At 59.8% G+C, this 12,166-nt stretch carries 10 protein-coding genes and 2 pseudogenes; 2 read left to right on the top strand and 10 right to left on the bottom strand.

Annotated elements, in window-relative coordinates; translation table 11 throughout:
- Positions 1 to 74: 74 nt before the first annotated feature.
- From FEZ63_RS08010 to FEZ63_RS07975, 8 genes are all read right to left on the bottom strand, one after another.
- Entirely contained in the window at positions 75 to 497 is a 423-nt protein-coding gene (locus FEZ63_RS08010; protein ID WP_150943136.1) for a hypothetical protein, read from the bottom strand.
- A 342-nt stretch (positions 498 to 839) separates the two neighbouring features.
- The gene (groL, locus tag FEZ63_RS08005; protein WP_150943134.1) at positions 840 to 2,480 is read right to left on the bottom strand and encodes a chaperonin GroEL; all 1,641 of its coding nucleotides are present in this window, start codon (positions 2,478 to 2,480) and stop codon (positions 840 to 842) included.
- 44 nt (positions 2,481 to 2,524) lie between these two features.
- Positions 2,525 to 2,842 (bottom strand): co-chaperone GroES, encoded by a 318-nt coding sequence (gene groES / locus FEZ63_RS08000; protein ID WP_150943132.1) that lies wholly within the window; start codon positions 2,840 to 2,842, stop codon positions 2,525 to 2,527.
- 360 nt (positions 2,843 to 3,202) lie between these two features.
- On the bottom strand, positions 3,203 to 3,691 hold the full coding sequence (locus FEZ63_RS07995) for an HU family DNA-binding protein (protein ID WP_150943131.1): 489 nt from the start codon (positions 3,689 to 3,691) through the stop codon (positions 3,203 to 3,205).
- A 903-nt stretch (positions 3,692 to 4,594) separates the two neighbouring features.
- A complete protein-coding gene (locus tag FEZ63_RS07990) occupies positions 4,595 to 7,222 on the bottom strand; it encodes an AAA family ATPase (protein ID WP_150943129.1) in 2,628 nt (875 codons plus the stop codon).
- A gap of 2 nt (positions 7,223 to 7,224) precedes the next feature.
- Positions 7,225 to 8,481, bottom strand: coding sequence for a metallophosphoesterase family protein (locus FEZ63_RS07985; protein WP_244622701.1), 1,257 nt, complete (start codon positions 8,479 to 8,481; stop codon positions 7,225 to 7,227).
- Positions 8,482 to 8,716: 235 nt separating this feature from the next.
- The gene (locus FEZ63_RS07980) at positions 8,717 to 9,772 is read right to left on the bottom strand and encodes a nucleotidyl transferase AbiEii/AbiGii toxin family protein (protein WP_150943128.1); all 1,056 of its coding nucleotides are present in this window, start codon (positions 9,770 to 9,772) and stop codon (positions 8,717 to 8,719) included.
- Positions 9,765 to 10,358: a DUF6088 family protein gene (locus tag FEZ63_RS07975; RefSeq protein WP_150943126.1), complete on the bottom strand. Its 594-nt coding sequence runs from the start codon at positions 10,356 to 10,358 to the stop codon at positions 9,765 to 9,767. The genes FEZ63_RS07980 and FEZ63_RS07975 overlap by 8 nt, the downstream gene beginning before the upstream one ends.
- A gap of 133 nt (positions 10,359 to 10,491) precedes the next feature.
- Here FEZ63_RS07975 and FEZ63_RS26190 point away from each other — a divergent pair.
- Positions 10,492 to 10,673, top strand: a pseudogene (locus FEZ63_RS26190) (peptidase T); the annotation flags it as partial.
- Between the two features lie 48 nt (positions 10,674 to 10,721).
- A pseudogene (locus tag FEZ63_RS26185) lies at positions 10,722 to 10,865 on the top strand (peptidase T); the annotation flags it as partial.
- A gap of 285 nt (positions 10,866 to 11,150) precedes the next feature.
- Here FEZ63_RS26185 and FEZ63_RS07965 read toward each other — a convergent pair.
- Together FEZ63_RS07965 and FEZ63_RS07960 are read right to left on the bottom strand one after the other, a co-directional pair.
- Positions 11,151 to 11,777 carry an HAD family hydrolase gene (locus FEZ63_RS07965; protein ID WP_162419704.1) on the bottom strand — a complete coding sequence of 209 codons (627 nt, stop codon included), beginning with the start codon at positions 11,775 to 11,777 and terminating at the stop codon, positions 11,151 to 11,153.
- Between the two features lie 133 nt (positions 11,778 to 11,910).
- A complete protein-coding gene (locus FEZ63_RS07960; RefSeq protein WP_150943122.1) occupies positions 11,911 to 12,159 on the bottom strand; it encodes a WGR domain-containing protein in 249 nt (82 codons plus the stop codon).
- Positions 12,160 to 12,166 lie beyond the last annotated feature (7 nt).

Genomic DNA, 12,166 nt, shown 5'->3' with positions numbered 1-12,166 from the left:
GCTTTCATGGAACCCGCGCAACGGATCATTGACGTGGAGCGAACCGAATTCAGCGCATGGATAATGGTTGGTTGTCAGACGAGCCGCGCAGGAGACTCGTCACCACGCAGCAAAGCAGCTCGCAGTGCCATTTGAGCGGCCGAAATCGCCGCCATTCCCGGCAATTCAGACCGTTTTCTGGCGCCAACCCGGCCCGCTGCCGCATGCAACTGCCGGTGAAGTCGGGTACTGGCGTCTTTGAGCAGACGCTGTTTGCGGAACATCGGCTGAAGCCTCAATGGCCAGTCCCTTACGACTGCCCTGGCGGCGGCGTAGAGGTCGTCAACGGCAGCCTCAACACCGGGGTCTCGTTGCAACAGGCCCATCACATCGACAAGAAGAATTCGAAGGTCGTGCAGGTCGGACTCACTTGCACCCTGCGCGATCCAGCTCACCGCGAGTTCGATCGACTCGAGCCGTTCGTCGATCATTGCGATGAAGGTCTTGTATGAATCCACATGCCATCTCCCAATGCGAGCGGCCTGCACGGATGAACAGGAGAGCCGCCGTCGAGGATGGACTGGCATGGTTAACGAAAAGTTAGCATCAGCTCGCGGTGCCCCGAGGAGCTAGCTCAAGCTGGATTGATGCACGCGTTCGTAACGCGCTATCTGTGAAAGGGATTCAAATCGCGATCGAGATTGGTTGAAGGCCCCAGCGTTTGATGAGAGCCGCTCGCCGCAGCCTTCGGATCCTCATCTCGCGCGCCGAATCTCGGAGATCTGATCGTTTTGCTGCGCAAGCAAAGGCCCCGGATCGCTCCGGGGCCTTTGTCCTGTGTGATTGGACGCCTTCGAATTTCAGAAGCCCATGCCGCCCATCCCGCCGCCGCCGCTCGGCATGGCAGGAGTGGCTTCCTTGTTCGGAGCTTCGGCCACCATGGCCTCGGTGGTGATCAGGAGGCCGGCGACCGAGGCTGCGCCCTGAAGCGCCGAGCGGACGACCTTCGCCGGATCGACAATGCCGGCTTTTAGCATGTCGACGAACTCCTCGGTCTGGGCGTTGAAGCCGTACGTCTCCGATTTGTTCTCGAGGATTTTGCCGACCACGATCGAGCCTTCGACACCGGCGTTCTCGACGATCTGGCGGATCGGGGCCTCGAGCGCGCGCAGGACAATGGTGATGCCGGCGCGGACGTCAGCGTTACCGGTCTTGAGCTTCGCCACCGCTGCCTTGGCGCGGAGCAGTGCCGTGCCGCCGCCGGGAACGATGCCTTCCTCAACCGCCGCCTTGGTGGCATGCATGGCGTCCTCGACGCGGTCCTTCTTCTCCCTGACCTCGATCTCGGTCGCACCGCCGACGCGGATGATCGCGACGCCGCCTGCGAGCTTGGCCAGACGCTCCTGGAGCTTCTCACGGTCGTAGTCCGAGGTGGTGTCCTCGACCTGCGCCTTGATCTGCGCCACGCGGGACTCGATGTCGGCCTTGGCACCGGCGCCGTCGATGATTGTGGTGTTTTCCTTCTCGATGCGGACGCGCTTGGCGCGGCCGAGCATGTCGAGGGTCACGGTCTCGAGCTTGATGCCGAGATCTTCCGAGATGACCTGGCCGGCGGTGAGGACGGCGATGTCCTCGAGCATCGCCTTGCGGCGATCGCCGAAGCCCGGTGCCTTGACGGCAGCGATCTTGAGACCGCCACGGAGCTTGTTAACAACCAAGGTCGCAAGAGCCTCGCCCTCGATGTCCTCAGCAATGATGAGCAGCGGCTTGTCGGTCTGCACGACGGCCTCAAGGATCGGCAGCAGGCTCTGGAGCGATGAGAGCTTCTTCTCGTGGATGAGGATGTACGGATCCTCAAGCTCGGCGATCATCTTCTCCGCGTTGGTGATGAAGTACGGCGAAAGATAGCCGCGGTCGAACTGCATGCCTTCGACGACATCGAGTTCGGTCTCGGCGGTCTTGGCTTCCTCGACGGTGATGACACCCTCGTTGCCGACGCGCTGCATGGCTTTTGCAATCATCTCGCCGATGGACGCATCGCCGTTGGCCGAAATCGTGCCGACCTGCGCAATCTCCTCGGATGAGGCCACCTTCTTGGCACGCGCCTGGATGTCCTTGACGGCCTCGGCTACCGCGAGATCGACACCGCGCTTGAGGTCCATCGGGTTCATGCCGGCAGCCACCGCCTTGGCGCCCTCGCGCACGATCGACTGGGCCAGAACGGTTGCGGTCGTGGTGCCGTCGCCGGCGACATCGCTGGCTTTTGAGGCAACCTCGCGGACCATCTGGGCGCCCATGTTTTCGAACTTGTCGGCGAGTTCGATTTCCTTGGCGACCGTCACGCCGTCCTTGGTGATGCGCGGAGCGCCGTAGGACTTGTCAAGGACAACGTTGCGGCCCTTGGGACCGAGCGTGACCTTGACGGCGTTGGCGAGGATATCGACGCCGCGGAGCATCTTGTCGCGCGCGTCTGAGGAAAATCTAACGTCTTTGGCAGCCATGATTTGAAATCTCCAATGGTCAATAAAACGAGAAGGATCGGGCTTTAAGCCGCCTTCGCCTTTGAAACAGTGTTCTCGATCACGCCCATGATGTCGGATTCCTTCATGATCAGGAGGTCCTCACCGTCGATCTTGACCTCGGTGCCGGACCATTTGCCGAAGAGAATGCGGTCGCCGGACTTGACGTCGAGCGCCACGAGCTTGCCGCTCTCATCGCGAGCAGCGCCAGGGCCGACGGCGACAATTTCGCCCTCTTGCGGCTTCTCCTTGGCGGTGTCGGGGATAATGATGCCGCCTTTGGTCTTGTCCTCGGCATCGAGACGACGCACGACAACACGGTCATGCAAAGGGCGGAACATCATGGCTTAATCCTGTCTTCTGAAAATGGAGGCCTAAACACGTTCCATGTCTATTAGCACTCGTGATGTAAGAGTGCTAATGGATTCCCCCGATCCGGTCCGGTCAAGGCAAAGAGTTCAAACAGAGACCGGCCCCGGGAGAACCCTCTGCCCGCTCATCGATCGCGACCAAATTAGGAAAACAGAGACATTGCATTCGTCAGTTTTCGGACCGACCGCCGAAATCCCTTCAACGAGATCGAGCGTGACGAAACCTCGCCCGCTAATGCCGGCAGCGAGATATCCAAATCTGCGAACGCCTTTATAAAGCTCGGGGAACGCGAGCCTCGGTCTGACGAGTTCGGGCTGTGGTCACGTCAGCGTTTAAATCGAGTCTTTCAGTTCCTTCGCGGCGCGGAAGGCGACTTTCTTTGAAGCCTTTACTTTCACGGGCTCCCCTGTGCGTGGGTTGCGTGCCATTCGTGCCGGGCGCTTGCGCACCTGGAGAATACCAAGACCACTCAAGCGGACCTTGTCACCTTTTCTCAGACTCTTCGTGATGACCTCCAGGACCTGGCCGATGATCTCGTTGGCCTGACGCTTGGTCAATTCATGCACATCGGAAATCGTCTCGGCGATATGGCGCAGCGTCAGAATGGCGCTCGAGTTCGACGCAGCGGACTTCGTCGTCTTCCTGACAGCGGTTTTATTCGGCGCCTTCCTGGCTTTGGCAGGCACCTTCGCGACAGCCTTCGTCGCGGTCTTCTTGGCAGCAGCCTTTGTGGTGGATGCTCTTGTGGCAGTCGTTTTTTTGGCTACCGCCTTGCGAGCAGGCGTTTTCTTCGCAGGTGCCTTTGCAGGAGTTCTGGCCATGTGCATGTCCTTCCAGGAGTATTCGGCCCGAGAATAAGTGTCAGATAATTCACTTTCATCCAAGCCTCAAATGGGAAGCGGTCACTTCTAGCAAATGGCGCGGCGAGACATGGCCCATCATTCTACAGGAACGAATGCAGGCTGAAGGTCCGCGGGGGTGCGTGCCGTCCAAGATCTGTTGCGCGAGTGCTGCAGGCAAGAACGCCAGCATAACGATGCGGGCGACGTAACGTTCGTCCGTCTGGTATACGCGTGCGATCCCTCGCATCGTCGCGTAGCGCTGTGAAACCAGGGCCCTCCACGAGCGATGGGGGGTGCCAAGCTTCAATCAGCACGGGATCCTGTTCCGGTTCGCGTGCAGCACTCCCCAGTCATTTGAGTTCAATAACGTCGACGTCACTCCCCAGTGTCTTCTCTGCGAGGTCGGCGACACTGCGGTGATGAGTTAAAAACGATCGGCTGAAGGTAGCACTGGCCAGGGCAAGGGACCGGATGGTCGCTGCGGTTCGGTCATCATCAAAGGTCTGCCGCGTGACATCGAGCACTGCACCTCGAAGTATTGAACAATATCATTGAGGCGGATCATATTGAGGCGGATCATGGCGCGCTCAAGCGCTTGATCCGACCCGGGCGCGTGGCCTTCAACGAATGCGAACGGCCTACGCCACCATCAAAAGTTCGGATCATGTGCATGATCCGGCGCCGTCGTTGCGTCCTGCGAGAGCCCGGAGTGGCAGGCCAAATCCGTTTTGTCAATCCGCTGTTCAGCCTTGCCGCCTGATGGACCCGCCGGCGGAATCGTGGAGTCCCGACCAAGTTACTGCAATACAGCCCTCCAGCGCAGGTTTTGGCAACCCGGCCGATGACGTGGTCGTCAAGACTCGTAGACTACATTTTTGACGGTTAAACACGCCTGACCCGGGCACCAAGCTGGGTAAAATCGCGCTCCCTGCAGGTCAAAATAAGGATCTGCAGGTTCGCAGCCGCCTTTCGAAGAACGAGGTGCATCCTCTTGAGGCGCTCCTCATCGGTATTCACGAGGGCATCGTCTAGAATGACGATTGAGGGCTGTCCGGAGGCGCGTAGGACGTCAGCCAGGGCCAATCGGGCAATCACCGCGGCTTGCTCTCTTGCTCCGATGCTGAGCCCATTGAAAGGTTCCTCGACACCACCGCGGACGAACTGCTCGATCTCGAGCGTGTCCTCATTCAAAATGATGTCTGACTCGGGCTGAATGAGCTTGAGATAGGGCTGAACGCGATCCCGGACAGGACCAAGCCAACGATCCTTCGACTCACGCTGGGCCCGAGCCAAAGTCTCGTAAAGCAGTCGGGAGCCACCGGCTTCAGCCGCCATGGCGTGATACTGGCGCTGCTTGAGGGTAAACTCGCCCTGAACCTCCGAAAGCTGCTCACCAAGACCGTCGCGGCCGAGGGCTTTGAGCTCGATTTCAATTTCTCTTGCCTCTTTCGCGGTTGCCTCGATGTCGGTTCGGATCGTCTCTTCGGCTTCTTTTGCCATCTGGAGAGCGATGGTGACAGCCTCAGGATTTGAGTGCTCAAGCGCGGTCGCAGCTTGGCTCTCGACCGTTTGAGCGTTCTGAAGTTTGGTCAAAGCGGCGCCGTGCGAGGCCAGAAGCTCGTCGTCTGCGACCGCTTGGCAGGCCTCCTCGAGTTCGCGGCGCTTTGCTGCTAGATCTCGGGTGGCCGCGGCAACACGCTCTGTTTGCACCGCGAGTTCTATGTTGGCGGCATCTCTGGCTGCTTTGGCGCGGCTTGAGTCTTCCTGGGCGGCAGCTTCCTGCTTGCTTTCCAGATTCTGATACTTCCGCGCAAGTTCGAGCGCCTCTTCGGTGGAATCGGCTGGCGAGAGATTATGTGATGCGAGGCGTTGGACCCGCGTTCGCTGGGTTTCGACTTCCTGACGGAGAGCATCGAGGCCCTTTGCGGCGCTGGCTGCGATCAACTTCTTCTGCAGCTCGGCCTCGTTTGCAGCTTCAGTTTTGCGCTGGACCTGTGCCTTGGCGTCTTCAACCGATGCAATTCCAAGCTCCTGAAGCGATCGCTGAAGAACATGCTGAGCATCTCGAAGGGATTGCACCAAACTGTCGATGCCACCTCCGGGGTGAACGACAAGTCGGCCGTATCCTTCAAGTTCGAGAGTGGTGTCGTTCGAGAGGAGGAGGGGGGACTTGGGATCACAGACTTTGCCGTCGATCGACACCATTCCGGCTGCTGCGGGCTCCAGGAGGATTCGGACACTGGCCGCTTCGATACGCGCCTCGACCTTGGAGCATTCTGCCACGGCCTTTTCAAGCTTGGAAATTTGCTTCTGATCAAGTTTGATTGACTCTGCCGTGGCGAGTGCCATGCGGCGAAGAGAGTCGGCCATATCAGCATCCGTGAGTTGCTGCTCGAGACGGGTCAAAACCTCGTGTGCGCGACGATGATTGATGGCCTGCTCGATCTCGGCAACGCTCTGATCGGCCTTCAATTTGTCCGCACGAGCTTGGGCGAGCCGCTCGTTGGCCGTCTTGTCAACGTTTTCAAGGCCGGAAAAGGATGCCTTGAGCTCGTTGGCCGCCGTGGTCACCGTCCCGAGAGCGATCGTTGCAACCTCGATCTGTCTGATGAGGCTTTGGCGGGTTTCCAGTCGATCAGCGATGACTCTAGCTCGCGCTTCTGACAGCTTTCGCTTTTCGGAAGCCTCGATGGCGTTCGCTTCCAGCTGTTTTGTCAGCGTGAAGTTGCGCTGACATTCAACGAGTGAGGCGGTGGCCTTCTCAAGGGTAGCGTCACGGTCGTGCCGGGACAGGATCTCGCGCTTTTTGAAGAGAAGCTTGATTTTCTCGTCATACGCCGCCAAGCGAAGCTCAAGGTCAGCCTTTCGTGCAGCTAGGGCCTCGACTTCGTCGGCGAGTGTCTTCAACTCGCCTCTGGGTTTGCCTCGCTTGTCCCAAAAGAGATTCTTGCGGGTTTCGGCTGCCACCAAAAGGGCTCGCCCGCGTTCGCCGCCAATGACCTGTCCGACTTCACTCTCCAAGGCGGAAGCGATCGAGTCGCGACCGGCACCGATACCAAGCTCGCGGTGCGAGACACCCTGCTCGACCCAAAGTAGGCCATAGATGCCCTGATGATCCTGAGGCTTGGATCCGCCACGACCGGGAGGAGTAAAACCGAACAATTGGGCAAGACGCTCTTCGGCGGGATCGCCAGTATGGCGTTCGCCCGCACCAATAAGCTCAACCTCCTGCTTTTGGCAGAAAGCTTTCCGAAGTTTCCAGAAGTTGCCGTTGAGGTCGAAATCGAGGCTAACCTCCGGGCGGACCGATTGGTTGTATGGGAGCATGGCGGTCGCGGCGTCACCGGTAACGCGGTGTCGCTCGAAGAGCGCCGCCCTTAAGGCGGCCAGGATGGTCGATTTCCCAGCCTCATTGTCCCCCGAGAGGACGTTGATCCCGTCTTTCAAGTCATCGATGACAAGGTGCCGGATTTTGCGGAAATTCGAGATTTCGAGGCGACGCAGAAACATGATCAGGCACTCTTCGCAAAATGATCGAGATACATCATCCGGAGTGCCATCCGAGCAGTCCCGGAGTCCGGGTCACTGGCGTCGGATGCTTTGGCGCGAAGCCGTTCAACGGCAAGCCTGACAAATCCGGAATTGTCGAGCGCGTCCAGGTCATCGGGAGTCGGTTCATCAATCAGTCCGGTGTCATCAATCTCGAGGTGATGGAGCCTTGCTTCCCATTTCCTGAGTTCGGCTTCGAGCCGTCGACGTTCGGCAAGACTGACGGCGCCCGTCAGGTTGAGCGACACAACGCAGGAGCGATGCTCTCCCGAGAGCTGGGCGAGAGCTTGGAGGGCTCCGTTGCAGGTCCCGTCGACTAGTTCAGCATCAATGCGGACCCAGCAATACCGGCCGACGTTGAGCGCCTCGACCCGTTCTGGAGCCCGGTGCGATTCGATATCGACGACGAAAATGGATCCGGAATCGTTGGCCTTATGACGGTCTGGCTCGGGGGCACCCGAATACCAGGTCCGCGGCGCAATATTGAGGGCGCCATGCCAGTCGCCAAGGGCCAGGTAGGAGAGGTCAGCACGTCGGGCTCGATCTTCAGGGATTTCATTGGAAGAATCCGCCGACCCCGGCAGGCGGTTGGCGACGCTGCCGTGAGCAAGCCCAATACGGGCAGCGCCATCTGGCGAGGAAGCGCCGTCGAACCACTCGGTTTGGTCAAGAGACTCCCTGCGGCGGCGGAGTGGGGCCGGGAGGACGATTGCCCGATCGTTCCAAAGGCTGATCGGTTCAGGCTTATCGGCGATGATAATGTTGCTGGGCAGGTCCATGGCCTGCATTCTCGTCCAGACCGAATGCGCTAGAGCGGCATCATGGTTGCCGGGCAGGAAGATCCAAGATCCATTATAGGAGGCAAGGGCTTCGATTGTCCGCATGATCGTGCGATCTGAAACTTCATTACTATCGAAGGCGTCGCCCGCAACCAGGACCGCGTCGACGGCACGCCCAATCGCGACCTGAGCGATACTCTCGACGGTCTTGATGCGTTGCGACCGAAGCTCAGCTCCAGAATCGCCCGCGATGTTGGCGAACGGTTTGCCGATCTGCCAATCAGCGGTGTGGAGAAATCGAAATGCCAAGGTTGCCCCCGAAGGTGGTTGATGCGCCTGGAGATGGAATCGCTGCCCCAGGTTGGGCTTAGGAGGCCGGCGAAGGCAACAGCGAGAGCGGGTGTGACCGTGGTTGTTCGCTTGAAATGTGTCGGCACGCATTGCCGCTAGAGCCGATCCATGATCTGCCACTAATCGGCCACCAAGTCCTGGCTGTTAGTTGGAGCCATGCCTGCCTTCGAGTCCAGAAATAAGCAGGTCGCCTGGTATGAATGTTGAAGGCGCCGTGCTGGCGAATTCGAGAGACAGCAGGTAGGCGTCGCCGCCGCGGCGGCGAGCATTTGAACCCGCGCCGCGCGATCACGTGCGAGGGTGCGGTGCGCCAAAACTCGCCGCTTTATTGCGCAGCGGATGACGACGCATTGATTGCGTCTTGCAGTTTTTGGATGCGGGCAAGGATTTCATCGAACACCAAAGGCGTGTCGTCGAACATCATCGGCGCCATGGCGCGGTAATCAGCGCGAAGATCCTTCAGTCTCGCCTCAGACGGCATCAGTCGCAAGGTCCCGGGCCGCGCACTGTCGTAGTTCGCCCAAGCTGCACGGAAGAACACCGATTTGTGCTTGGCGACCTGCTCGAGAAGTTCGAAGTCGGTAGCCGCGGCCTTCCCCTCCTCCGTTTCGAGGAGCATGGCGATATCGTAGTAATGTCGCGAAAAATATTGCGGCGTCCGCGTTTCGTCCGGCCGATGAGCCTCCGCATGCAACGCCGTGGCCTTCTCCCAGAAGGTGCGCCGCGCTGACAGAACAGTCACGCGGCAATTGGCATTGTCGAAGAAATCTGGAAACTCGTCCGCCGCGTACGGGCGAATGGTGCACTCTTCGGTCGGCCATGGATCTCCGCGTGCGCCGAACTCCAGTTTCACCCGTGGTGTGATGTAAGCCATGCCGGCGTATTCGTCCTCCGATAGGGAGGTCGGATAGTGAAAGTTCACGGTCTGCGGGTCGCCGGGGTCGATCTCCAGCGACCATTCGGCTTTCTTCGGCTCGCCCAGATGGCCCATGATGGCGTCTCGAAGGGCCGGTAGCAGCATCTCCGCAATGTGCTTTTCGACGTCGCCGGCGAGTGCTTCGATGAGCCTGTCTGCTGCTTTTCGGCTGAGCCCCTCCTTTTCCGGATCGCGATCGCCGATGTAGCCGAGGTCGCTGCGATCGAAGGAGAGGTCGATGTCCTCCGAGAACCGGCGGATTGCACTGAATGCCTTGGATAATGAGGTGCCGCCCTTGAACACCAGAGTCGGGGCGTCCTTCTTCTGTAGTTCGAAGAGACGCTTCAGCGTCCAGCAAACCCAGAAGTCCTTCTCGACGATGGTGTCGGCGACGCCAAGCGCCGCTCCAGTCTGGCCAAACAGGGCTGACCGATCGGAGCGGCGTGAAACAGCAACCTTATCCATCGGCAAGCTTCGATGGAGCTTGAGCAATGGACACCAGAGTTGGCCTCATCCAAGCCGGGGCTTGAACGGCACTGTTGGCGAGCACCTTCTTGTCGCCGGCAGACAGCCTGCGGGCAGCCACGTGAGCGACATCCGGGGCCCGGACAGGACCAAGGTGCCGCAAGGCCTGCACGACGGTCCCGGCTGGACTACCCGGCGCGATCAGATGCTTCGGCGAGGCGTGACGCAGGTCGACGATCCGCTTTCCAAGAACGACGCGTCTTGAGGGACCGTTGGTCAGATAGGTGCTCTTGGCAGGCACCTGCGTCGAAAGGCCGAGGGCATTCGCCGCCCGTGCTCCGGCGATCTGCACCTGCGATCCGGTCTCACGAGCGAGCGCTTGGGCCACGTCGTCTGGAGCTGGCGACAACGGACCGAGCTTTGCGTGCATCTTGGGGAAGTCGTAAAGGCCACGAGCCAGGCGGCGGAGCTTGCCGCCCTTGACCAGGCGCGACAAAGCTTGGTCCACCGCCGCCCGGCCAGCAGCATCGAGAAAATCGCTGGGCGTGAAAACGCCGCCGCGCCCGTGGGCGCGGGCTCGCTTCATGATCCGGTCTGGCACTGATGGAACCGTCGTTTTCATACGTCAGAAAATAGGCCATCTTTTTCTGACATTCAAGTCCCCCGAGGATCTCGGGATTGCTCGGCTTCGGGCGCTGCCCGGTGAGAGGCAGCGCTCCATAGTCAGGTGCCATCAGGGCGGCGACACCCAACTACCCGGCCGACACTAGCCAAATCATTCGGGTCACCGAAAACCCAGTGCTGAAGGACCAGAGCGGCAACGACATCATCACTTCGGACGGTACGACGCTCCCGGGGCCGCGACGACAAGGCCGGAATCGTCGAAATCGTGGCGGCAGCCGATTTCCCGACGAGGAATCGCATGTGGGGGGCGACAAGGTCGACCTTCAAAAAATTGGGCGCAAACTTCCGCTCCACGATGGACGGCGAAACGGCTGGCACGATTGAGGACGAGACCTTCTCCGCCGATGCGGTGGAGATCGCCATCAAAGGCGCGGCGATCCATCCGGGTTTCGCCTTCGGCAAGATGCAAACGCCGTCCGGACATGGAAAGGGCGGTAAAGACTCTTGTCGAACTCGCCAAGCATTGGGAGGAGCACGCGTAAGCGCCGCCTCGCCTTGAACAGGCGCATCTCCCGTTTGACGGTCGGTGATCCGCAGCACCAACATGATAGTCGACCATGGGTTCACAAAAGATCATAAGCCGCCGAAGATCGTTCCCCCTCAATGTGCAGACACGTCAAGTCTTTAGCCGTCAAAAGCCCGAGAGCCTAATCCCGAGCAGCTTGTCGCGACTGGAGTTTCAGAACGGCTCACGTCAACGGCGCGCCTGATCTCGAATAGCGGTGACGAGTTCGGCGGGCAGATAGCCAAACGCCGTGGTCCGATCCGTGAGGTGATTCTCGAACTCGGAGATGAGCATCGCCGGCATTCCGATTGATCGCGGACCGTCGACATCGGACGATTGGGTGTCACCGACGAAGAGAATCTGCGCAGGTCGAAGGTGAAGCCAGTCGCAAACCAGCCAAAAAATCGCCGGATCAGGCTTGATGAGGCCGACCTGATAGGAAAGGACGACCGCGTCGGGTGGATCCGGGAGTTTTGACAGGAGGGTCGGGCCATAGGGAAGAGCCAGATTTGAGCAGACGCCAATTTTCAAGCCCGTCTGGCGTAGCGCGAGCCAAATATCGTCGATCCCGGGCCGGAGGCGAACGGACGCGCACTCCGCCAGCAGATCGTTCTCGAGTTGCGAGAGGCGATCGGCCTCGCTGCCGTGGGCGAGGATCCGCACGAGCCCGCGCAAGTCGAGCGCTGTCGTAAGGACTTCTGTCGCCGCCTTGCCTTGGACCTCATCTCTCAACAGCGTTTGAAAGGGTCGACGCTTGTCGGTGATCTCGACGAGCGTTCCAAAGGCGTCAAAGCAGATGGCGCGGATCTCGGTCACGAGTTGCTCCTGCTCTATTGGCGATGACGGACAATCAACATCCGGTTGCAAGCAAGCGGAGATCCTGACCGGCCCGGTGCCGTCCATCAAGCCCTCTCCCCGATCAAAGCAGATCCGCAATGAGGCCCGATCGCTATCGCCGCGCCTCGTAACCGCGTCGACGTTTCCGTGCGAGCCAGACACTCAATGCTTCAGCGGCCCGGACGGCATCGGCGTGGCGTTCGACCCGTCGCTGGCCGTTCCGGCCGATACGTCCCCACTCGCGCACCAGCAGGGTGTCGCCGAAAAGATCCGGTTCAAGCGCTAGGACGTAATAGCGGGCCATGTTCCGCTTGGGATCGCGGCGATCAAGCACCAGATACTGGATCATCTCCTCGGACATGGTGGCA

The organism is Microvirga brassicacearum, from assembly GCF_008757455.1.
GTDB classification, from domain to species: Bacteria; Pseudomonadota; Alphaproteobacteria; order Rhizobiales; family Beijerinckiaceae; genus Microvirga; species Microvirga brassicacearum.
Note: the sequence above shows the minus strand (reverse complement) of the source record. Positions and strands in the feature narration are given on the sequence as shown.